The organism is Paenibacillus sp. FSL H3-0302, assembly GCF_037982245.1.
GTDB lineage: Bacteria > Bacillota > Bacilli > Paenibacillales > Paenibacillaceae > Paenibacillus_AQ > Paenibacillus_AQ odorifer.
On the sequence record NZ_CP150284.1, the window covers coordinates 6,262,126 to 6,286,275 of the forward strand.

The window sequence follows — 24,150 nt, forward strand, 5'->3', positions numbered from 1 at the left end:
CACTCTCCCACAATTCCTATTATTTTACATTATTATTCCTCCTTCATTTTACTCTATCATTAGTATAATTGTAAACAATTGATTGTTGTAATTTGACGAATTATGTAGAAAAAGATCATATTGTTATGCTTTATTATCAATTGATGTCGAATAATACATTATTCTCAAAAAAAAGCCCCTGATTCTCCGCAAGAAGAATCAGGGGTGTTTGTAATTCGGAATCTACCCGCAGATAGAAGTCGAATTATTATTTTTGGATAGAAGCTACGCTACCAGCACCAACTGTACGGCCACCTTCGCGAATGGAGAATTTAGTACCTTCTTCAATAGCGATTGGGGAGATCAGTTGTACGGTTACGGAGATGTTATCACCAGGCATAACCATTTCAGTACCTTCTGGCAAGTTGATGATACCAGTTACGTCAGTTGTACGGAAGTAGAACTGTGGACGGTATCCAGTGAAGAAAGGCTTGTGACGGCCACCTTCTTCTTTTGTCAGAACGTAAATTTGAGCAGTGAACTCAGTGTGTGGTTTAACGGAGTTCGGCTTAGCCAATACTTGACCACGCTCGATCATGTTACGGTCAACACCACGAAGCAATGCTCCGATGTTGTCCCCAGCTTGAGCGGAATCCAGCAATTTACGGAACATTTCTACGCCCGTAACTACGGATTTCTTAGTATCTTCGTGAATACCAACGATTTCGATTTCTTCTCCGACTTTAACTGTTCCGCGTTCTACGCGACCAGTTGCCACAGTACCACGGCCAGTGATGGAGAATACGTCTTCGACAGGCATCAAGAAAGGCTTGTCAGTTTGACGCTCAGGAAGTGGAATGTACTCATCGATTGTTTCAAACATTTCGATGATTTTTTTAGCGTAATCGCCATCTGGGTTTTGCAGAGCTTCACGAGCAGAACCACGGATGATTGGAGTATCGTCGCCTGGGAAGTCATACTCGCTAAGCAAGTCGCGAACTTCCATTTCAACCAATTCCAACAACTCTTCGTCTTCAACCATGTCGCATTTGTTCAAGAAGACAACGATGTAAGGAACGCCTACTTGACGGGACAACAGGATGTGCTCGCGAGTTTGTGGCATTGGGCCATCAGCTGCGGATACAACCAGGATAGCTCCGTCCATTTGCGCTGCGCCAGTGATCATGTTTTTAACATAGTCGGCGTGACCAGGGCAGTCTACGTGAGCGTAGTGACGGTTAGGAGTTTCATATTCAACGTGGGAAGTGGAGATTGTGATACCACGTTCGCGCTCTTCAGGAGCTTTGTCGATTTGATCGAATGCGATAGCTGCGCCACCGTAAGTTTTGGACAATACAGTAGTGATTGCAGCAGTCAGAGTCGTTTTACCATGGTCGACGTGACCAATAGTACCGATGTTAACGTGCGGTTTGTTACGTTCAAACTTTGCCTTTGCCATTTGAACAGTTCCTCCTTAATGTGGGGTTCCTTATATTTGAGCCGCCCGCATACCTGTAATCTTAGATGACTGAGTGTTTATACCCGGGACGGCAAGTTAAAACTGGTAATTATTCAGCGCCTTTGTTCTTTGCAGCGATCTCTTCCGCAATGGATTTAGGAACTTCTTCATAGTGAGAAAGCTCCATTGAGAATACGCCACGTCCTTGTGTACCAGAACGAAGTGTTGTAGAGTATCCGAACATTTCGGAAAGAGGCACCTTAGCACGGATAATTTGCGCTCCACCACGGGAATCCATACCTTCGATACGGCCACGGCGGGAGTTCAGCATACCCATTACATCACCCATATATTCCTCAGGAACAGTTACTTCTACTTTCATGATTGGCTCAAGCAGGACAGGCTTACACTTGTCTTTAGCTGCTTTGAGTGCCATCGAACCGGCAATTTTAAATGCCATTTCGTTGGAATCGACATCATGATAAGAACCATCTACGATGGTAGCTTTAACGTCTACTAGCGGGAAGCCAGCAAGTACGCCGTTTTTCATTTGTTCTTCAATACCCGCAAGTGCAGGAGCGATGTACTCTCTAGGAACCGAGCCACCAACAACTTTACTTTCGAATTTGCTACCAGTACCTGGTTCGAGGGGTTCAAATTCAACCCATACGTGACCGTATTGACCACGACCACCAGATTGGCGTACAAATTTACCTTCGACGCGAGCAGGTGCCTTGAACGTTTCGCGGTAAGCTACCTGTGGTTTACCCACATTAGTTTCTACTTTGAACTCACGACGCATACGGTCGATGATGATGTCCAAGTGAAGTTCACCCATACCAGCCAGGATTGTTTGGCCTGTTTCTTCATCAGTGTGAGCACGAAGAGTTGGATCCTCTTCAGTCAACTTTCCGAGAGCAACGCCCATTTTATCTTGGTCAGCTTTAGTTTTTGGTTCAACAGCGATCTCGATAACTGGATCAGGGAAGTTCATTGATTCCAGAATTACTGGATTCTTCTCATCACACAGTGTATCACCTGTACTGGTATCTTTCAAACCAACAGCAGCTGCGATGTCGCCAGAATACACGATGGAAATTTCTTGACGGCTGTTCGCATGCATTTGAAGGATACGACCAATACGTTCACGCTTGTTCTTAGTTGCATTAACTACGTATGATCCGGACTCAAGTACGCCTGAGTAAACACGGAAGAACGTAAGTTTACCAACATAAGGGTCTGTCATGATTTTAAATGCCAAAGCTGCAAACGGCTCTTCATCCGAAGAGTGACGAACAGCTTCTGTACCGTCATCAAGATGTCCAGTAATAGCTGGAACGTCAAGAGGAGATGGCAAGTAATCAACAACAGCATCCAGCATAAGCTGAATCCCTTTGTTTCGGTAGGAAGATCCAGCAATTACAGGGAACAATTTAACTTCAACTACGCCTTTGCGAATTGCAGCTTTAATTTCCGGAATTGTAATTTCTTCGCCTTCCAAATACTTCATAGTCAGATCCTCATCAAGTTCAGCAACTTTCTCGATCAACTCGAGACGCAGCTCCTCAACTTTGGCCAAATATTCTTCCGGAATATCCGTTACTTCGATGTTTTGGCCCAGATCATCTCTGAACATGTGTGCTTTTTGCTCAACTAGGTCGATAATACCAGTGAAATCACTTTCTGCACCAATTGGCAATTGAATAGCAACTGCATTGGCTTGAAGGCGATCACGCATAGTTTCGATTACGTTAAGGAAATCCGCACCGATAATGTCCATTTTGTTTACATATGCAATCCGGGGAACGTTATAACGGTCAGCCTGTCTCCATACGGTTTCAGACTGAGGCTCAACGCCCTCTTTTGCACTAAATACACCAACTGCCCCATCCAATACACGCAGGGAACGTTCAACTTCAACAGTGAAGTCAACGTGTCCTGGGGTATCAATGATATTGATGCGGTGACCTTTCCACGCAGCAGTCGTAGCAGCGGACGTAATCGTGATTCCGCGCTCTTGTTCTTGCTCCATCCAGTCCATTGTAGCAGCACCCTCGTGAACTTCACCGATTTTGTGCGTACGGCCTGTATAGAAAAGAATCCGCTCTGTGGTAGTTGTTTTACCAGCATCAATATGCGCCATGATCCCGATGTTACGTGTATTTTTTAAGGAGAACTCTCTAGCCATGAAATGGATCTCCCTTCAAAATATAAGTTATTTGAATGACCTTTATCCTACCAACGGTAGTGAGCGAACGCTTTGTTTGCTTCAGCCATTTTGTGTGTATCTTCACGTTTCTTAACAGAAGCGCCTGTGTTGTTGGAAGCGTCGATGATCTCAGCCGCCAAACGCTCTTCCATAGTCTTCTCACCGCGGTTGCGAGAGTAGTTTACGAGCCAACGTAATCCCAGAGCAGTACGTCTCTCTGGTTTAACCTCGATAGGTACTTGATAGTTAGCACCACCGACACGACGAGCTTTGACTTCCAAAACCGGCATGATATTCTTGATGGCAGCTTCGAAAACTTCCATCGGATCTTTACCCGTACGTTCTTCAATCAATTTGAATGAATTGTACAGAATGCTTTGAGCGACACCTCTTTTACCACCCAGCATAATGCGGTTAATCAAACGAGTAACCAACTTGCTATTATACAACGGATCTGGCAATACGTCTCTCTTTGTAACTGGACCTTTGCGTGGCATGGATATCCCCCTTTCTTAAATGTTTATTATTCAGATATTGTTATCTTACTTCTTAGCTTTAGGACGTTTTGCACCGTATTTAGAACGAGCTTGCATCCGGTTAGCTACACCTGCTGTATCCAAAGCACCACGAACGATATGGTAACGAACCCCTGCAAGGTCCTTTACTTTACCTCCGCGAAGCAATACAACACTGTGCTCTTGTAAGTTATGTCCGATACCCGGGATATAAGCTGTTACCTCGAGACGGTTCGTCAAACGAACACGGGCATATTTACGAAGCGCTGAGTTTGGTTTACGTGGAGTCATTGTGCCTACACGAGTGCACACACCGCGTTTTTGCGGAGCGCTCAAATTTGTAGCCTCACGCTTGAGGGCGTTATACCCTTTTTGAAGAGCGGGAGATTTAGATTTTTCGATTTTGGCTTGACGGCCTTTACGAACCAATTGGTTAATTGTTGGCATGTTGTTGCCACCCCCTTCCTGAAATGATAGTCGATTTAAGAACTCTAAGCCCACAGACCCAGGCGGTTCATAAAAAGACAAATGAAAAGTTCTTGCCGCTGGTGTTCACCCCAGTACAAAAACATTTCTGTAGCTATTGTTTTAAGACGGCTGCCATCGCAGCGCCAACTTCTATTCCGCAGGCCTTGCCCAAATTCAGCATCGTATCCACATATGTGATCTTAACACCTTGTTTGTTACAAAGCAAAACTATCCTGGAAGTAAGCCTTTGATCTCCGTCCTCTGCCACATAGACTTCTGCGGCTAGGCCCAACTCTACCGCCTTGACGGTTTGTTTGGTACCGATCTTGACCTGAGCATCCTGTAGTCCTCTATCATCAGTCATTCTCTTTACCTCCAATGAACAAGGATAACATGGCTACTCACGCACCTTAGACATTTTAGCATTATCAATAGATGGTGTCAAGAAATTCAGCAACAATTTTTATAGAAATTATACACAGCAGAACACTCATGCCACACCTATGAGTAGGTATGACATGAGCACACTACCATGATTGCTAATTTATTCAGCAGGAACCGTCTCTAAAGATTCAAGTTCGCTTTCTGCATTTGGATCACTTAGCTTAACGTTACGGTAACGGTTCATCCCAGTACCTGCAGGAATCAACTTACCGATAATAACATTTTCTTTAAGTCCAAGCAACTTATCTACTTTACCTTTGATAGCAGCGTCTGTTAGGACACGAGTAGTTTCTTGGAATGATGCAGCTGACAAGAAGGAATCCGTTTCAAGAGACGCCTTGGTAATACCGAGCAAGACTGGTTTAGCAACAGCAGGCTCTTTACCAGACAAGATAGCTTCCTTGTTAGCACCTTCGTACTCATGAATATCCGCAAATGCACCTGGCAACAGACTTGTGTCACCTGCGTCAATGATACGGATCTTCCGAAGCATTTGCTTGATCATAACTTCAATGTGCTTATCATTGATCTCAACGCCTTGGTTACGGTATACACGCTGTACTTCTTGCAGAATGTAGTTTTGTACCCCACGGATCCCTTTGATACGCAGCATTTCTTTAGGGTCAATCGAACCGTCTGTCAGCTCATCGCCGGCTTCTATTTCTTGGCCTTCGCTAACACGTAGACGTGAACCATAAGTAATGGAATAAGTCTTGGATTCTGCTTCACCTTGAACCTCGATTTCGCGACGGTCTTTGGTTTCACGGATTTCCTTAATTACGCCATCGATCTCACTGATTGTAGCTTGACCTTTAGGGTTACGAGCTTCAAACAACTCCTGAATACGCGGCAAACCTTGAGTGATGTCATCACCGGCAACACCGCCGGTATGGAACGTACGCATTGTAAGCTGGGTTCCTGGTTCACCGATAGATTGTGCGGCAATAATACCAACTGCTTCACCAATCTCAACGTGTTTACCAGTTGCCAAGTTACGTCCGTAACATTTCTTACAAACACCATGACGGGCACGGCAGCTCAGTACAGAACGAATTTGCAGCTTAGTTACACCTGCGTTTACAATTGCCTCCGCTTTATCGGAGTCAATCAAATCATTGCGGTGAACAATGATTTCGCCTGTTTCTGGGTGACGAACAGTTTCGAAGCAGTAACGACCTTCAATACGGTCATACAGATCTTCGATAACTTCTTTACCATCCTGAATACGACTAACTGTGAAGCCTTTATCGGTTCCACAATCTTCTTCACGGACAATAACGTCCTGGGCAACGTCAACAAGACGACGAGTCAGATACCCTGAGTCAGCGGTACGAAGTGCGGTATCGGCAAGACCTTTACGCGCTCCGTGAGTGGAGATAAAGTACTCCAAGACGGTAAGACCTTCACGGAAGTTCGCCTTGATTGGCAATTCGAAAATCCGACCTGAAGGTGTTGCCATCAGACCACGCATACCACCCAGCTGAGTGATCTGCGATTTGTTACCACGCGCTTTAGAGTCAACCATGAGCATGATAGAGTTGAAACGGTCCATCGACTTAAGCAGGATGTTCGTAAGATCATCCTTAGTCTTCGACCAGATCTCAATAACACGGTCATACCGTTCGTCATTGGTGATCAAACCACGGCGATATTGGTTAGCAACCACATCAACCTTAGCTTCAGATTCTTTCAGGATGGTAACTTTCTCCTCAGGAACAATAACGTCCGACACGGCAACTGTAACACCAGAACGTGTGGAGTAAGTGAATCCGAGTTGTTTGATTTTATCCAAAATCATAGAAGTTTTGGTTGTGTGATAAGTTTCAAAACAACGAGCAATAATCAGACCCAGATATTCTTTACCTACAGCACTGGCTTCTGGAGCGGATTCAATCAGCTCGCGAATGTTCGCGCCTTTTTCGTAGATAAAGTATTTCTCTGGTGTGCCGTGCAGCAAGTTAGTTTTGGTTGCTTCGTTGATATAAGGGAAACTACTTGGGTAGATTTCATTAAAAATGATCTTACCGACCGTAGTAATCAACATTGCATTTTGTTGTTCTTCCGTAAAGCATGTTTTGCCAAGTGCTTTAGCCGGAATAGCAACACGAGCATGAAGTCCTGCAGTTCCGCGTTGGTAAGCTGATACAGCTTCGTTAACGGTACGCAGAATCATACCACTACCCTTTTCTTCCTTGTTATCCATGGTCAAGTAGAAAGTACCAAGGACCATATCCTGGGAAGGTGTTACAACTGGCTTACCGTCTTTAGGGTTCAAGATATTACCAGATGCAAGCATAAGAATGCGTGCTTCCGCTTGAGCTTCTGCAGACAGAGGAACGTGCACCGCCATTTGGTCACCGTCAAAGTCGGCATTGTACGCCGTACATACGAGTGGGTGAAGACGAATAGCGTGACCTTCCACCAAGATCGGTTCAAATGCTTGAATACCGAGACGGTGAAGTGTTGGTGCGCGGTTTAGAAGTACTGGGTGTTCTCTAATTACTTCTTCGAGTACATCCCAAACTTCAGGACTTACGCGTTCAACTTTACGTTTCGCGCTCTTTATGTTGTGGGCAAGGCCCTTATTAACCAATTCTTTCATAACAAAAGGCTTGAACAATTCTAACGCCATTTTCTTAGGAAGTCCGCACTGATACATCTTAAGGTACGGTCCTACTACGATAACGGAACGTCCAGAGTAGTCAACCCGTTTACCGAGCAAGTTCTGGCGGAAACGTCCTTGTTTACCTTTCAGCATATGGCTGAGCGATTTAAGCGGACGGTTACCAGGACCGGTTACCGGACGTCCCCGACGGCCGTTATCGATGAGAGCATCGACAGCTTCCTGGAGCATCCGTTTTTCGTTCTGCACGATAATGTCAGGAGCACCGAGATCAAGCAGTCTTTTCAGACGGTTGTTCCGGTTAATAACACGGCGATAGAGATCATTCAAATCAGACGTAGCAAAACGGCCACCATCCAACTGAACCATCGGACGAAGCTCCGGAGGAATAACCGGAAGAACATCCATGATCATCCAATCAGGCTTGTTGCCGGAGTTACGGAATGCTTCAATGACTTCCAGACGTTTGATCGCCCGGTTACGGCGTTGGCCTTGGGCCGTACGCAGTTCTTCTTTGAGGAATTCCAGCTCTTTATCAATGTCGATATCTTGAAGAAGCTTTTTAACAGCTTCAGCACCCATGCCGGCTTGGAAACCATAACCGTATTTTTCACGGTAGCTACGATATTCTTTCTCGGACAGAAGTTGTTTCTTTTCCAGTGGAGTTTCACCTGGATCCGTTACAACATAAGATGCGAAATAGATAATTTCTTCAAGTGATCTTGGAGACATATCTAGTGCAAGCCCCATGCGGCTTGGGATACCTTTGAAATACCAGATATGAGATACCGGAGCAGCCAATTCAATGTGACCCATACGTTCACGACGAACTTTAGCACGGGTAACCTCAACGCCACAACGGTCGCAGACTACGCCCTTATAACGGACACGTTTGTATTTACCGCAATGACATTCCCAGTCTTTTTGTGGTCCAAAGATACGCTCACAGAAAAGACCCTCTTTTTCCGGTTTCAATGTACGATAGTTAATGGTTTCCGGTTTCTTAACTTCTCCGCGGGACCATGAACGAATCTTCTCCGGAGAAGCGAGTCCGATTTTCATAAATTCAAAATTGTTAACGTCCAACAAGGAGCAACCCTCCTTAACCTAATCCTGATTTAGTACCGCTTTGCCCTCTTCTGACTGTTACATCAAAAGAGGGCGTGCGGTCCTTTATAAAATGGAACTTTTAAGCTCCAGCTTGATTATTCTACTCCGACTTCTGAACCTTCTAAATTGAGGCTTAGTTTGTCGCCTGACGTCTCGTCCTCATCGTCCAATTCTCTCATTTCAATTTCCTGCTCGTCACCGCTAAGAATCTTAACATCCATACCCAGGGACTGCAGTTCTTTGATCAATACCTTGAACGACTCAGGAACACCTGGTTCCGGTACATTTTCACCTTTGACAATAGATTCGTACGTCTTCACGCGACCAACCACGTCATCGGATTTCACGGTCAAAATTTCTTGCAATGTATATGCAGCACCGTAAGCTTCAAGCGCCCACACTTCCATCTCCCCGAAACGCTGTCCACCAAATTGAGCTTTACCACCCAATGGTTGCTGCGTAACTAGTGAGTAAGGTCCTGTTGAACGGGCGTGAATCTTATCATCAACCATGTGCGCCAGTTTGATCATGTGCATGACACCAACAGTAACTTCACGTTCGAAGCGTTCACCTGTACGGCCATCATACAGCACGGTTTTACCATTACGCTGCATACCTGCTTCTTCCATCGTATCAAACACGTCGTACTCACGCGCTCCGTCGAATACCGGCGTTGCAATGTGAATTCCCAGACGCAATGCGGCCATACCAATATGGACCTCAAGCACCTGTCCGATGTTCATACGAGAAGGAACGCCCAGAGGGTTAAGAACAACCTGTACTGGCGTACCGTCCGGAAGGAACGGCATATCTTCTTCTGGCAGGATACGGGCAACGACACCCTTGTTACCGTGACGTCCGGCCATCTTGTCTCCCTCAGAGATCTTACGTTTCTGAGCGATGTAGACACGAACCAATTGATTTACACCAGGAGGCAGCTCATCGCCGTTCTCACGTGTAAAGACTTTAACGTCCACGATAATACCATCACTACCATGAGGAACGCGTAAAGAGGTATCCCGTACTTCACGAGCTTTCTCACCAAAGATAGCGTGCAGGAGACGTTCTTCTGCTGTCAGTTCAGTTACACCCTTAGGAGTAACCTTACCCACCAGAATGTCACCAGCGCTGATTTCCGCACCGATGCGGATGATTCCGCGCTCATCAAGATTGCGCAGAGCTTCTTCGCCGACGTTCGGAATATCGCGCGTAATTTCTTCAGGTCCCAATTTAGTGTCGCGAGCTTCAGATTCGTATTCTTCGATATGAATCGAAGTATATACATCTTCCTTAACCAGCTTTTCACTTAACAGGATCGCATCCTCGTAGTTGTAACCTTCCCAAGTCATGAACGCAACGACTACGTTACGGCCAAGAGCAAGTTCGCCCATTTCTGTGGAAGGACCGTCTGCCAGGATATCACCCTTCTTAACAATGTCCCCTCTTTTAGCTAGAGGACGTTGGTTAATACAGGTACCTTGGTTAGAACGCATAAATTTGTGTAATTTATATTTAACGATATCGCCTTTAACTTCCTTGCCTTCGACAGTCTCAACGCGACGCAGCCAAATTTCATTAGCTGAAGAACGTTCGATAATACCGTCATACTTGGAAACGATACATACGCCAGAATCCTTAGCGGATTTATGTTCCATCCCTGTTCCGACCAGCGGAGCTTTTGGAATTAGAAGCGGAACAGCTTGACGTTGCATGTTAGATCCCATCAGTGCGCGGTTGGAGTCATCGTTCTCAAGGAACGGAATGAGCGCCGTAGCGACAGATACAACCTGTTTAGGCGAAACGTCCATGTAATCGACACGATTACTTGGCATCGTTGTAATGTTGTCTGAGTCTTTGTTGTAACGAACGATTACCATGTCTTCTTTAAAGGTGCCATCTTCTTCGATCAACACGTTAGCCTGAGCAACTACATAATTATCTTCCTCATCAGCAGTCAGATAGTCAATTTGCTCAGTCACCTTACCAGTCTTCGGATCCACCCAACGATACGGAGCTTCAATAAAGCCGTATTCATTGATGCGGGCAAAGGTAGACAAGGAGTTGATCAACCCGATGTTTGGACCTTCCGGCGTTTCAATTGGACACATCCGACCGTAGTGACTGTGATGGACGTCACGAACTTCAAAGCCCGCGCGTTCACGTGTCAAACCACCAGGTCCGAGGGCGGACAGACGACGTTTATGCGTAAGTTCCGCAAGCGGGTTCGTCTGATCCATAAATTGAGACAGCTGGGAGCTACCGAAGAACTCTTTAATAGACGCGATGACCGGACGAATATTGATCAGAGCCTGAGGCGTAATCGCATTAGCATCCTGAATCGACATTCTTTCACGTACAACACGTTCCATCCGGGACAAACCGATACGGAACTGATTCTGCAAGAGTTCACCTACAGAACGCAGACGACGGTTACCCAAGTGGTCAATATCATCGGTATTGCCAATTCCGTGAAGCAAATTAATAAAGTAGCTGATTGAGGATATAATATCAGCTTGAGTAATATGCTTAACAGATTTGTCGATATTGCCGTTAGCGATCAGCTTAATAACCCGGCCTTCTTCAATCGGCGAGAATACGTCAATTGTTTGAAGAGGAATATCTTCGCTGTCCATAACTCCACCAGTAACACGGTAGTTTTTAAAGGCAACATTCTTTTCGAAATATGGAATCAATTCATCAAGCAGTCTACGATCGACCATTTGGCCGGATTCTGCCAGGATTTCTCCAGTAGAGTCGTCAACCAAAGGCTGAGCAAGACGTTGATTGAAAAGACGGTTCTTAATGTGTAGCTTTTTATTGATTTTGTAACGGCCTACATTAGCTAGGTCGTAGCGTTTTGGATCAAAGAAACGCGCAACCAGCAAACTTTTGGCATTGTCTAGTGTCGGCGGTTCGCCCGGACGCAAACGCTCATAAATTTCAATAAGCGCCTTCTCCGTGGAGTCCGTGTTGTCTTTATCCAGCGTATTGCGAATATATTCATCATTGCCAAGCAATTCCAGAATTTCGGCATCACTACCGAAACCGAGAGCACGCAAAAGTACGGTAACAGGAATTTTACGAGTCCGATCGATACGAACATACATAATGTCCTTAGCATCGGTTTCAAGTTCCAACCAGGCTCCGCGGTTCGGGATTACTGTGGCGGTGTAGGTTTTTTTGCCGTTCTTATCCACTTTTGTGCTGAAATAGACGCTTGGAGAGCGAACCAACTGGCTGACAATAACCCGTTCCGCACCATTAATAATAAAAGTGCCGGTCTCCGTCATCAGCGGGAAATCTCCCATGAACACTTCCTGCTCTTTAACCTCACCGGTCTCTTTATTAATGAGCCGCACCTTTACACGCAGAGGAGCCGCATACGTTACGTCCCGCTCTTTAGCGTCGTCAACCGTATATTTCGGTTCACCCAGGCTGTAATCAATGAACTCTAGTACCAAATTACCTGTGAAATCCTGGATCGGCGAGATGTCCTGAAACATTTCCCGCAATCCTTCCTCCAAAAACCAATCATAAGATTTTTGTTGGATCTCGATCAGGTTCGGGACCTCGAGTACCTCGTTAATTCTCGCATAGCTCCGCCGAGTGCGTCGACCATACTGAACAAGATGTCCTGCCAACTTTACTCACCCCTCATGTCTACTCACTTAAAAATTGATTGCGAACCCTTGTTTGGAACCGTATAATGGAACCATACTACAAGGATTCAGTCATAAATAAAAGAAAAGCCCTTATCGAAATCTTCGAAAAAAGAGCGCATTTATCCATGACCAAAATACTCCTTATCAAGTAGATTTGCCCAAAACGTACATATTATACGTCACCAAGCAATAGTTTATGCGCTATTATCTATTACCACGTAGCATTCGCTGCGTTAGAGCATAGACAACCAACTCGCAAAAACTTGCCGTGCGGCATGCGCTAGCCGGGCGACAATATATTGCTTGACATTTCAGCAAACTAAAGACATGGAGCCTATCTTAATACTGACATTTTATAATAATACCATTATCACTATCACATGTCAATAACCTATTGTATTTTATTTTTGCGCTTTAATAATACGATAGCCTTTGTCTTTCCCCACTTCTTCCACCATTGAGAACAAGCTTTCTAGTTTTGCCACTGCGGATGGAGCGCCCTGCTTCTTCTGAATCACAATCCACAGATAGCCACCCTCATTTAAATGTTCATACGCATCTTCAAAAATCTTATGCACTACAGCTTTTCCTGCACGAATCGGAGGATTAGTTAGAATCACATCGAACTTCTGCTGCTCATTCAATGCGCCGAGCACATCGCTTTCCATTATCGTAACATTCCGGATTCCATTGTGCTGAGCATTCTCACGCGCCAGTTCTACCGCACGACTGTTAATATCAATCATGGTTACATGTCCTTTGGGAGCTAGGTATGCTGCACTTAATCCAATCGGCCCATAACCACAACCTACATCAAGCACCGCTGAACCGTCCGGAATTATCATAGCTTCAATAAGAACTCGGCTACCGTAATCGATGTCCCCTTTAGAGAATACACCGGCATCGCTCGTAAAACGAAAGCTTTTGCCTCTTAGTACGGTATCAATGCTACGTCTGTCATGACGTACTTCCGGCTGCTGCGAATAATAATGTTGCGACATCTCTTTCCTCCCTTTCCTATTATGTTAGCAGTTGGTATATACGCCCTACTAACTCTATTTATAAAACAAACCCCTTGAACAAGTTCAAGGGGTTTTCAGTAATAGAAGGAATTACTTCACTTCTACAGCTGCGCCTGCTTCTTCCAATTTTGCTTTAGTAGCTTCGGCTTCGTCTTTGCTTACTTTTTCTTTGATTGCTTTTGGTGCGTTGTCTACAAGATCTTTAGCTTCTTTCAAGCCAAGACCAGTGATTTCGCGAACGATTTTGATAACGTTGATTTTGGAAGCGCCAGCGCCTGTCAAAATTACGTCAAATTCGGATTGCTCTTCAGCTACTGCTGCTACTGCACCGCCAGCTGCTACTGGAGCTGCTGCAGTTACGCCGAATTCTTCTTCAATTGCTTTAACCAGGTCGTTCAGTTCCAATACGCTCATGCCTTTAATTGCTTCCAAGATTGCTTCTTTACTCATGATTGAACCTCCATTTTATATTTAAATTTATTTGTGGTATTGATTATGCTGCAAGAGTCAAAGGCTTACGCGCTTTGTTCTTCTTTTTCAGCAACAGCTTTAACTGCAAGCGCGAAGTTGCGCATTGGAGCTTGAAGTACGCTAAGCAGCATGGACAGCAAACCATCGCGGGATGGAAGCTCAGCCAGTGCTTTCAGTTGTTCCGCGTCAATGACACGACCTTCAACTACGCCGCCTTTCAATTTCAAAGCGTCGTTTTTCTTGGCGAAATCGTTCAAAATTTTAGCTGGTGCTACTGCATCAGTTGTGCTGAATGCGATAGCTGTTGGACCAGTCAAAACTTCATCCAATTCACTCAACTCAGCCGCAGCAGTTGCGCGACGCAGCAATGTGTTCTTCAGGACTTGAAACTCAACGCCAGCTTCACGAAGTTGCTTACGCAGTTCAGTCACTTGGGAAACGTTCAATCCACGGTAGTCAGCTACAACAGTCGAAAGACTGTTTTGCAGTTTTGCAGTAACGACGTCAACCGCGTCTTGTTTTGCTTGAATTACTTTTGCATTTGCCAATGTATACACCTCCTGAAAATTTATGTGTCGGCGTTCTTTCCAAGGAAAGCTTCACCGCTCCTACGCAGGCAGTAGAAAAGCCTCCGCAGAATCACGAAGGCTTGATAAAACGAAAGTTATACGAGCGAGCTCGTTACTTCTTGTTTCTATCACAACACCTCGGTAGGAAATTAAGCACTAAGGCACCTACTGTCTACGGTAAGCATATTCAAGGTTAAGATTGATACCTTAAGTTTCACAACTGTTATAGATTATCAAAATTGACTCAAAGAGTCAACCCTTAATTATCTGAAGACGGTTGTGTTCACACGAGCGCTAGGTCCCATTGTGGAAGAAATCGAGATGCCTTTAAGGTATACACCTTTAGCAGCAGCTGGTTTCGCACGGTTCAAAGCGTCGATAAGAGCTTTAAGGTTATCGTTCAATTGTGCAGCATCAAAGGACACTTTGCCGATTGGCGCGTGAATTTGACCTGCTTTGTCGAGACGGTATTCGATTTTACCGGCTTTGATTTCTTGCACAGCCTTGGAAACATCGAATGTAACTGTGCCAGCTTTAGGGTTAGGCATAAGACCTTTACCACCAAGCAGACGACCCAGTTTACCGACTTCACTCATCATATCAGGTGTAGCTACGCAGACATCAAATTCAAACCAGCCTTGTTGAATTTTGTTGATCATGTCTTGATCACCAACAAAATCAGCGCCAGCAGCTTCAGCCTCTTTCGCTTTTTCACCTTTTGCAAATACAAGCACGCGTTGTGTTTTACCAGTGCCGTGAGGCAGGACAACAACACCACGAACTGCTTGGTCTTGTTTACGTGGGTCTACACCCAGACGAACTGCTGCTTCAACGGTTTCGTCGAACTTAGCAGTCGCTGCCTTTTTCACAAGCTCTACAGCTTCTGAAGGCTCGTAAGTTGCTTCGCTGTTGATCAGCTTAGCAGCTTCTTGGTATTTCTTACCATGTTTAGCCATGAAAATGTTCCTCCTTTGTGGTGTTAGCGGAAATTCCTCCCACATACTTGCGGGTCACGAATGACCGATTCTTCGAAAACTACTAGTCTTCGATTGTGATACCCATACTGCGGGCAGTACCTTCAACCATACGCATTGCAGCTTCAACAGTTGCAGCGTTAAGGTCAGGCATTTTTGTTTCAGCAATTTCACGTACCGCAGCGCGGCCGATTTTTGCTACTTTTTTCTTGTTTGGTTCGCCGGATCCTTTTTCTACTTTAGCAGCGATGCGAAGCAGAACAGCAGCCGGAGGAGTTTTAGTGATGAAAGTAAAGGAACGGTCTTCAAATACTGTAATTTCAACCGGAATGATCAAGCCAGCCTGGTCGGCAGTACGAGCATTAAATTCCTTACAGAATGCCATGATGTTGACACCTGCTTGACCTAACGCCGGACCTACTGGAGGCGCTGGATTCGCTTTCCCTGCAGGAATCTGCAGTTTCACCATTTTAATAACTTTTTTAGCCATGAGTGACACCTCCTTGCAAAAATAGTGGTCTTCGAACGCCAATAGCGCTCTCCCACAAGAAACCCTAGCTTATGTTATATTTTCTCCACTTGAGTGAAATCCAACTCTAGCGGGGTTTCCCGTCCAAACATGTTAACATGCACTTTGATCTTGCTCTTGTCAGCCAAAATTTCTTCCACGGAGCCCACAAAATTCGCAAACGGACCAACCATAATACGTACGGATTCCTTGATTTCGAAATCAATCTTCGCTTTAGGTTCAACCATGCCCATATGCTTCAGAATTTGTTCTACCTCTTCCGGAAGCAAAGCTGTTGGTTTAGACCCTGAGCCTGTCGAACCAACAAATCCAGTAACGCCCGGAGTATTGCGGACAACATACCAGGAATCATCAGTCTGAACCATTTCCACCAAAACATATCCGGGGTAAACTTTACGCATAACGGTTTTTTTCTTACCGTCTTTGTTTACGATTTCTTCTTCCATAGGAACAAGAACGCGGAATATTTTGTCTTCCATGCCCATGGACTCAACGCGCTTTTCCAAATTGGCTTTGACCTTATTCTCATACCCAGAATAGGTATGAACGACATACCATCTTTTTTCCATATCAAGCCACCTGGGACCTCTCTAAATAATCGCTTCAATCACAGCGGAAATACCGATGTCCAGAACCCAGAAGTAAATAGCGACAACTACAATCGTACCGAGAACGATCAATGTATAGTTGGTCAATTCTTTACGACTTGGCCAGCGAACCTTTTTGAGTTCACTCCAGCTCTCAGTGAAAAAGGAAAACATAGACTTGAAACTACGTTTCATGCCGACTACACCTCCACAGACTATCTGGTTTCGCGATGAGGAGTTTGCGAGTTACAATACTTGCAAAATTTCTTCATCTCCATGCGGTCGGGGTGATTTCGCTTGTTTTTGGTAGTCGCATAGTTTCTTTGTTTGCAACTTGTACAAGCCAAAGTGATAATTACCCGCATGATGTGCACCTCCCGAGACGTCCTTCTAATTCACATTAGAAGACGCAAATATTGATCCTAAAAAAAAGCCGCGAATTTAGGCCTACCTAAAACACTTTAGCATAATGTCAAGGTCTGTGTCAACGAAAGAATTCCGTTCTGCACTGGGTAATTCCGGGTTTAGTAGTCATATGGCCGTACCCTGTCTTTGGGTCTATCTCTTCCTCACACTTCGCTGTCTTCCTTACCATTATGGGGTATTCCGTCTGTGTATAAACCTACCTTCAACGGCAACGACTAAAATCGGCTCAAATAGTAATTTATGGTGCAAGCACCTAATTCTATCCGAGTGATTTCAAAAAGACTAAAAAAAAGAACTCGATGTCCGAGCCCTCTCTTGTTCATTATATCATCAATTGTCACGTACTTCTAGATATCTTTCTAATTTCCTTTTTACTCGTTGTAGAGCGTTATCAATAGACTTTACATGCCGCTTAAGATCTTCAGCAATCTCTTGATAGGATCTTCCGTCTAAATACAACATCAGAACCTTGCGCTCCAAGTCACTTAGAATCTCCGCCATCTTATCTTCAAGACCAATGAATTCTTCTTGATTAATAATTAGCTCTTCTGGATCTAGAACCTGTGTTCCACAAATGACATCCATAAGTGTTCTATCAGAATCTTCGTCATAAATGGGCTTGTCCAAGGAAACATAAGAGTTCAGCGGAATATGTTTCTGACGAGTGGCCGTCTTAATAGCCGTTATAATCTGTCGTGTAATGCAGAGCTCAGCAAAAGCCTTGAATGAAGAGAGCTTGTCACCTTTAAAGTCACGAATAGCCTTGTATAGACCAATCATTCCTTCTTGTACAATATCTTCACGGTCTGCCCCGATCAAGAAATAAGAGCGGGCTTTAGCACGTACAAAGTTACGGTATTTATTAATCAAGTGTTCTAATGCGCCACTGTCGCCACCACGGAAAGCCTCGACAATATCTTCATCACTTATGAAATCATACTCAGACAGCATTATTTCCTTGAGGTCGACACTCACCAAGAATCCCCCCGGCTGCAACGCAAGACACATCGTTACTTCGCGAAATATAGGATCAGTATATATTATGTTACCTTCCACCGTCAACCGGAGTTTGTCCAAAATCAATCTAGAATAGCATAAATTGGAATAAAATATTTCCTGATTCTTCCTCGATCTCACTGTCTGCGCCATTTTTCCAACTTACTGCGCACATCGGGAGGCAGTTTGTCTTCCAAAGAATGACGAGTAGAACTGACACCGCCAGGTTCAATAGCTTTTTTTACTTGTTTCTGATTCTCTTCAATTTCCAGATGCAATTCCCTTGCCGAAATTCGCAATGCACCTTGTGCAAAAATAATATGCTGCTCTATAAAATCACTCGTAGCCACATAGATCTGCCGGCGCCGATTGCTATATTCCCCAACCAGTCGCTCAATGCATTCATCTGCGGTTTCTTTTTCCTTGGTGAAGTACACCTGGACCTTACCCTGGACAAAAGACCTTCCCAACCCCGGAACACGGTATGCATCAAAAACAGCAATAACTCTTCGTCCAGAGAAAGCCTGGTAATCTGCCAGCAAATCCATCAAGCGGTCGCGTGCTTCCTGCATACCAATCTGGGACAGTGCCACAAGTTCCGGCCAGCCACCGATCATGTTATATCCATCCACAAGCAGCACATCGCGCCAGTCGGCCATAGCTATCCCTGCTGTTGCCGGCGGCGTATCACTTCATACATAATGACTCCTGCGGCGACAGAGGCATTTAATGAATTGATCTTTCCGGCCATCGGCAGCTTAAGAAGTACATCACATTTTTCACGAATCAGGCGTCCCATTCCTTTATTCTCATTGCCAATTACAACAGCTACCGGACCCGTGAAAATATCGGATTGGTATAGATTCTGATCGGTATCCACGTCTGTTCCTACTACCCAGACTCCCTGCTCTTTTAGACGGTCAATGGTCTGACCCAGGTTTGTAACCCGGGCAACCGGAACATACTCCACAGCACCCGCGGATGTTTTGGACACGGTCGCAGTTATCTGAGCCGAACGGCGTTTAGGTACGATTACCCCATGTACTCCAGTACAATCCGCCGTCCGTAGAATCGAGCCCAGGTTATGAGGATCTTCAATTTCATCAAGCAATATAAGGAATGCCGGTTCTCCTTTGGCTTCTGCTATAGCTAACAGATCATCCACTTCAACATAGGCAAATGGTGCTGCTTGTGCAACCACCCCTTGATGCTGCACGCCTGGTGCCAGTTGATCCAGCTTACGCTTGTCCACATGCTGAATGACAATTCCCGCTTTCCGGGCTTCGGCAACGATGGGTGCTGTCAGATGCTTCTGGGCTGTCTCTGCAATCCAAATTTTATTTAATGTACGACCAGCACGAAGCGCTTCAAGCACAGAATGCTTCCCTGCCAATATTTCCTCTTCAGTCTTCAATTCTTCTTCCATGTTCACTTCTCCTATTTTCTATTTCACCAAAGCCTATCACGGCTGTTTCAACATAAACTGTATACCCTTGTGCACAATTTCTTCTATTCTCTCCTGTTGTCCTGTGTAGTACAAGTGACCAATCAAGCACTCAAAAGCTGTAGCATGACGGTATTCAAGCACATCCGCATTCTTAGGAACACTTCCCGATTTCGCATTTCTTCCCTGACGGGCGACATCCTTCTCCTCTTCCGTGAGACTAGGCTCCAAAAAGTTCAGAATTGCACACTGTGCTTTAGCGGATACCAGCCCTGTAGCAGAACGATGCAAATGGTTCGGACGCAAATTCGGAAGAGATACTAAATACTGGCGAACAGCCACCTCATAAATAGCATCTCCTACATAAGCTAGAACAATAGGCGAAAGTAGTCGCGCAGGTTTGGAAGGCTCATAAGGAAACCATCCGTTATCAAACTTGCGTTCCTCACTCATTTACGACGCCACCGCATTCCTTGTGGAGTATCCTCAAGCAATATGCCCAAGCGGCCTAATTCATCACGGATCTCGTCAGACCGGCTCCAATTCTTATTCTTACGAGCTTCAACCCGCTCGGCGATCAACCGTTCAACTTCTTCACTTGCAATTTCCTCTTCCAGTTCAGGCGTCAATCGCAGCACAGCATTCATTTCGCCAAAAGCTTGCAGTAATGCAGCAAAATCAGCAGGAGCAGCCTCGTTATTCGCAAGCGTATGGTTTGCCAGGCTCACCCAATCGAACATAGCCGTGATCGCATCAGGCGTATTAAAGTCATCCTGCATTCTAGCATGGAAATTGGCCACTATAGCTGACAGCTTATCATTAATCTCTGAGTTGACCTCACCTTGAGCACCATCAGCAGCGAGTTCAAGCCGATGTTTAACGTTACTCTCTGCAAGCGTGATCCGTTCAACGCTCTTTTCGGCGGAAGTCATAGATTCCTCTGAGAAATTCAGCGGGTTACGGTAATGGGTCGATAGCATGAAATAGCGGATAGCTCCTGCTTTAAAACGCTCACGGATGTCTTTTACAAGCCAGCCATTACCGAGCGATTTCGACATTTTCTCGTCTCCGATGTTGATGAATCCATTATGCATCCAGTAATTAGAGAGTGGTTTACCAGTCAGAGCTTCGGTCTGAGCGCATTCACATTCATGATGCGGGAACTGCAAATCTTGTCCACCACCATGGATATCAATCGTATCTCCCAAGAACTCTCGCGCCATAGCCGAGCATTCAATATGCCAGCCGGGACGTCCGTCTCCCCAAGGGCTACTCCAGTGCACTTCACCAGGTTTGGCTGCTTTCCAAAGCACAAAATCCTCCGGTTTTTCCTTACGTGAGTCCACCTCAACACGGATACCAAACTGCAGCTCATCCAGATTCTGACGAGATAATTTACCGTAGTCTTCAAATTTTGAAGTGCGGTAATATACATCGCCGCCGCTTTCGTATGCGTATCCTTTTTCCTCAAGCTCTTTAATAAATCCAATGATCAGCTCCATGCTTTCCGTTACACGGGGATTCAAGGTTGCCGGTTTAACACCAAGCCCTTCCAGGTCGTCACGGTAAGCAGCTATGAAAGTTTCCGCTACCTCTGCTACAGTAGTGTTCATTTCTTCGGCTTTGCGAATCAGTTTATCATCGACATCCGTGAAATTCGTAACATACCGCACCTCATTACCTAACTGCTCCAAGTAATTCCGGACCATATCAAAAACAATTATAGGTCTAGCATTTCCGATATGCATATATCCATAAACGGTTGGACCACACACATACATCTTAACTTTGCCCGGCTCCTGGGGCACAAACTGCTCCTTGCTGCGTGTCATTGTGTTATATATTTGTAAAGCCATCCTTATTCCAGCCCTTTCTGTTCTTCCGGATTCCTTCATACCGGGATGCTTAAATTTCGTAGTCACCAATATACTGCTGAGCTTCTGCTATCCGCTGTGCGGTTTTTTGTTTATCTTCTGCGCCAAGCTTTTCCCTAATTTCTTCGATTTCTTTCTGCAAAAACCGCAGTGAATCGACAAGCGGGTCAGGCATCTTCGTATGATCGAGCCGATCGGATACCCGTTCTCCATTACGTTTTACCACACGACCTGGATTCCCTACTACTGTACTGTTGTTAGGCACTTCACGCAACACAACTGCATTCGAACCTATATTTGAATTGTCACCAATACGAAAAGATCCTAAAACCTTCGCACCGGAACCAATAACTACATTGTTGCCGACCGTGGGATGTCGCTTACCTTTTTCTTTTCCTGTTCCTCCAAGCGTAACCCCTTGATAGATTATAACATCATCACCGATTTCGCAGGTTTCCCCAATAACAATCCCCATACCATGGTCGATAAACAGCCTATTTCCGATGACAGCTCCAGGATGGATCTCAACACCAGTCATAAATCTGCTAAACTGCGAAACCATACGAGCCATTGTATACCAGCGGCGTTTGAAAAAAGAGTGGGCGATCCGGTGACCCCAAATGGCGTGCAAGCCGGCATATGTGAAGACAACCTCGAACCAGCTGCGGGCAGCAGGATCGTTATCAAATACCGCCCGAATGTCCGACTTAATATGCTTAAACATCACGGTTCCTCTCTTCTTAACTTCCTTATCTCCTGTTTACAGGTACACAAGAAAGGTATTGTCTCCAGGCCCATCATCCTTATCATACATATGCGGTGAGTGTTCGCTTGGTTTGTTATCTCGTAGAAATATAAGACAAAGAGTATTGTATGAAAATTATTTTTGCTTATATTTAGACAAAAAACGCCCCTGCAGCATAATGCTGCAGAGACGTTTAACCGCGGTTCCACTCTGCTTGAACGAATCAAATGAGCCGCTATTGTAACAAACGGCAGAATTTCTTCGTTCCACTTGGCATCATTAACGGCGACGTTCCCGGCGCGATCTAATGAGCCTTAAAAAGGTCATTCAACCGTGCAGCTCACAGGCGCATGTTCTGCCCCGGACAAATGAATAACTCCCAGCCCGAAAGGGTGTCCCTTTCTCGGTTATTCTCTCTGGCAATTGTCTTCAATGGACGTACTTTTCCTGATCACAGCTATTATCATATAATTCTATCTTAGCGCAAAAGACAAGATACTGACAAGGGGGTTTAGTCGTATGAAATACGACCTTAAGCGCCCTTAATTTGTGATTTCAAACGTTCGATGACCCGGTTTTTGCCGAGCAAAGCAATGGTTATATTAAGATCACGTCCGTGCGTTTGTCCGGTCAGAGCCACACGAATTGGCATAAAGAGTGCTTTGCCCTTATGACCTGTTTCTTTCTGTACTTCCTTAATCAGAACAGCCATGTTGCTTGCACTGAAATCCTGACAGGCCTCAACCTTAGCCAGAAAAGCAGACAATACCTCAGGAACTTGGCCTTCAGCCAGTACCTGCGCTGCTTCCGTTTCTAATTCTAGGTGACTGCGGAAGAACAGTTCCGATAGCGCCACGATGTCAGAAGCTGCAGTCATCTGCTCTTGATACAACGCGACAAGGCTTTCCGCCCATACTTGTTGCTCTTCGTTCAGCTCAGCAGGTATTTTACCCGCTTTTTGCAGATGTGGAATAGCTAGCGCAGAGATCCGTTTAGGATCAGCATGCTTAATATAATGATTATTCAGATGCGCCAGCTTGTTTTTATCGAATACAGCCGGGCTTTTGGACAAACGGTCCGCATCAAAAATAGAAATAAGTTCTTCTTTACTGAAGATCTCTTCTTCTCCCTCTGGAGACCAGCCAAGCAGAGAAATGAAGTTAACCAGAGCCTCAGGCAAGTAACCCAGTTCATCATATTGCTCGATAAACTGAATAACGGATTCATCCCGTTTGCTGAGCTTCTTGTGGTTGTCGCCAACAATAAGCGTCATGTGACCAAATAAAGGTGGCTCCCAGCCAAGCGCTTCATAGATCATAAGCTGGCGGGGTGTGTTGGAAATATGGTCTTCTCCACGCAATACGTGAGTAATAGCCATCAGATGATCGTCAACAGCTACCGCGAAGTTATAGGTCGGAATTCCGTCCTTCTTCACAATAACAAAGTCACCCATTTCTTTTGTGTCAAAAGAAATACTGCCTTTTACGAGATCATCAAACGCATACGTACGATCTTCTGGCACACGGAAGCGAATGCTAGCCACTCGTCCCTCAGCTTCAAAAGCTAGACGTTGCTCTTCAGTCAGATCACGGTGTTTGCCAGAATAACGAGGCGTTTCTCCGCGGGCAGTCTGTTCTTCACGTTCCGCTTCCAGCTCTTCCTCTGTGCAATAGCAGCGGTAAGCCAAACCTCTGTCCAGCAAATCCTGCCAATGTACACGATATAAGTCAAGACGTTCTGTCTGACGGTAAGGTCCGTACTCTCCGCCCACATCAACGCTCTCATCCCAATCCATACCCAGCCATTTCAAATACTTAAGCTGGCTCTCTTCACCACCAGCGACATTGCGCTTTACGTCTGTATCTTCAATTCTGATAATGAATTTACCGCCTTTATTACGGGCGAACAGATAGTTAAACAGCGCCGTTCTGGCGTTACCTATATGTAAATGTCCCGTAGGGCTCGGTGCGTAACGCACCCGGACTTCATCCGTCATTGTATTCCCTCCGCTTCATATGGTTGAACTTAATTTACTACTTAGACC

Annotated in this window: 22 protein-coding genes and 1 other annotated feature; all 22 genes read right to left on the minus strand. The window is 45.2% G+C overall.

Features of this window, described 5'->3' with window-relative positions; genetic code table 11:
• Positions 1–247 precede the first annotated feature (247 nt).
• On the minus strand, positions 248–1,438 hold the full coding sequence (tuf, locus tag MHH50_RS27980) for an elongation factor Tu (RefSeq protein WP_036680523.1): 1,191 nt from the start codon (positions 1,436–1,438) through the stop codon (positions 248–250).
• 109 nt (positions 1,439–1,547) lie between these two features.
• Entirely contained in the window at positions 1,548–3,626 is a 2,079-nt protein-coding gene (gene fusA / locus MHH50_RS27985) for an elongation factor G (RefSeq protein ID WP_036680521.1), read from the minus strand.
• Between the two features lie 47 nt (positions 3,627–3,673).
• Positions 3,674–4,144 carry a 30S ribosomal protein S7 gene (rpsG, locus tag MHH50_RS27990; protein WP_036680520.1) on the minus strand — a complete coding sequence of 157 codons (471 nt, stop codon included), beginning with the start codon at positions 4,142–4,144 and terminating at the stop codon, positions 3,674–3,676.
• Between the two features lie 45 nt (positions 4,145–4,189).
• Positions 4,190–4,609, minus strand: a complete 420-nt coding sequence (rpsL, locus tag MHH50_RS27995) for a 30S ribosomal protein S12 (RefSeq protein WP_036680518.1) — start codon at positions 4,607–4,609, stop codon at positions 4,190–4,192.
• Positions 4,610–4,742: 133 nt separating this feature from the next.
• Positions 4,743–4,994: a ribosomal L7Ae/L30e/S12e/Gadd45 family protein gene (locus tag MHH50_RS28000; RefSeq protein WP_038573459.1), complete on the minus strand. Its 252-nt coding sequence runs from the start codon at positions 4,992–4,994 to the stop codon at positions 4,743–4,745.
• Between the two features lie 180 nt (positions 4,995–5,174).
• Positions 5,175–8,786, minus strand: a complete 3,612-nt coding sequence (gene rpoC / locus MHH50_RS28005; protein WP_076130019.1) for a DNA-directed RNA polymerase subunit beta' — start codon at positions 8,784–8,786, stop codon at positions 5,175–5,177.
• Positions 8,787–8,902: 116 nt separating this feature from the next.
• Positions 8,903–12,448: a DNA-directed RNA polymerase subunit beta gene (rpoB, locus tag MHH50_RS28010; RefSeq protein ID WP_038573461.1), complete on the minus strand. Its 3,546-nt coding sequence runs from the start codon at positions 12,446–12,448 to the stop codon at positions 8,903–8,905.
• Between the two features lie 422 nt (positions 12,449–12,870).
• On the minus strand, positions 12,871–13,470 hold the full coding sequence (locus tag MHH50_RS28015) for a class I SAM-dependent methyltransferase (RefSeq protein ID WP_076186625.1): 600 nt from the start codon (positions 13,468–13,470) through the stop codon (positions 12,871–12,873).
• A 111-nt stretch (positions 13,471–13,581) separates the two neighbouring features.
• Positions 13,582–13,941 carry a 50S ribosomal protein L7/L12 gene (gene rplL, locus MHH50_RS28020; RefSeq protein WP_036680508.1) on the minus strand — a complete coding sequence of 120 codons (360 nt, stop codon included), beginning with the start codon at positions 13,939–13,941 and terminating at the stop codon, positions 13,582–13,584.
• 65 nt (positions 13,942–14,006) lie between these two features.
• Positions 14,007–14,510, minus strand: a complete 504-nt coding sequence (gene rplJ, locus MHH50_RS28025; protein ID WP_076099619.1) for a 50S ribosomal protein L10 — start codon at positions 14,508–14,510, stop codon at positions 14,007–14,009.
• Positions 14,511–14,574: 64 nt separating this feature from the next.
• Positions 14,575–14,727, minus strand: a sequence feature (ribosomal protein L10 leader region).
• Between the two features lie 67 nt (positions 14,728–14,794).
• Positions 14,795–15,487 carry a 50S ribosomal protein L1 gene (gene rplA, locus MHH50_RS28030; protein WP_036680504.1) on the minus strand — a complete coding sequence of 231 codons (693 nt, stop codon included), beginning with the start codon at positions 15,485–15,487 and terminating at the stop codon, positions 14,795–14,797.
• An 82-nt stretch (positions 15,488–15,569) separates the two neighbouring features.
• Positions 15,570–15,995, minus strand: coding sequence for a 50S ribosomal protein L11 (gene rplK, locus MHH50_RS28035; protein WP_036680502.1), 426 nt, complete (start codon positions 15,993–15,995; stop codon positions 15,570–15,572).
• A 74-nt stretch (positions 15,996–16,069) separates the two neighbouring features.
• Complete coding sequence (gene nusG, locus MHH50_RS28040; protein WP_036680499.1) at positions 16,070–16,603, minus strand: transcription termination/antitermination protein NusG; 534 nt, start codon at positions 16,601–16,603, stop codon at positions 16,070–16,072.
• 21 nt (positions 16,604–16,624) lie between these two features.
• On the minus strand, positions 16,625–16,816 hold the full coding sequence (secE, locus tag MHH50_RS28045; protein WP_036680497.1) for a preprotein translocase subunit SecE: 192 nt from the start codon (positions 16,814–16,816) through the stop codon (positions 16,625–16,627).
• A 20-nt stretch (positions 16,817–16,836) separates the two neighbouring features.
• A complete protein-coding gene (rpmG, locus tag MHH50_RS28050) occupies positions 16,837–16,986 on the minus strand; it encodes a 50S ribosomal protein L33 (protein WP_076099620.1) in 150 nt (49 codons plus the stop codon).
• 391 nt (positions 16,987–17,377) lie between these two features.
• On the minus strand, positions 17,378–18,022 hold the full coding sequence (gene sigH, locus MHH50_RS28055; RefSeq protein WP_036680496.1) for an RNA polymerase sporulation sigma factor SigH: 645 nt from the start codon (positions 18,020–18,022) through the stop codon (positions 17,378–17,380).
• A gap of 158 nt (positions 18,023–18,180) precedes the next feature.
• On the minus strand, positions 18,181–18,702 hold the full coding sequence (locus tag MHH50_RS28060; protein ID WP_036680494.1) for an NYN domain-containing protein: 522 nt from the start codon (positions 18,700–18,702) through the stop codon (positions 18,181–18,183).
• Positions 18,703–18,704: 2 nt separating this feature from the next.
• A complete protein-coding gene (gene rlmB / locus MHH50_RS28065; RefSeq protein ID WP_076105935.1) occupies positions 18,705–19,469 on the minus strand; it encodes a 23S rRNA (guanosine(2251)-2'-O)-methyltransferase RlmB in 765 nt (254 codons plus the stop codon).
• A gap of 36 nt (positions 19,470–19,505) precedes the next feature.
• Positions 19,506–19,940, minus strand: coding sequence for a ribonuclease III domain-containing protein (locus MHH50_RS28070; RefSeq protein WP_076099622.1), 435 nt, complete (start codon positions 19,938–19,940; stop codon positions 19,506–19,508).
• Positions 19,937–21,343: a cysteine--tRNA ligase gene (cysS, locus tag MHH50_RS28075; protein WP_076130023.1), complete on the minus strand. Its 1,407-nt coding sequence runs from the start codon at positions 21,341–21,343 to the stop codon at positions 19,937–19,939. Before cysS ends, MHH50_RS28070 begins: the two co-directional genes overlap by 4 nt.
• A 49-nt stretch (positions 21,344–21,392) precedes the next feature.
• Positions 21,393–22,085 carry a serine O-acetyltransferase gene (gene cysE, locus MHH50_RS28080; protein ID WP_036680489.1) on the minus strand — a complete coding sequence of 231 codons (693 nt, stop codon included), beginning with the start codon at positions 22,083–22,085 and terminating at the stop codon, positions 21,393–21,395.
• Between the two features lie 553 nt (positions 22,086–22,638).
• A complete protein-coding gene (gene gltX / locus MHH50_RS28085; RefSeq protein WP_076309049.1) occupies positions 22,639–24,102 on the minus strand; it encodes a glutamate--tRNA ligase in 1,464 nt (487 codons plus the stop codon).
• Positions 24,103–24,150 lie beyond the last annotated feature (48 nt).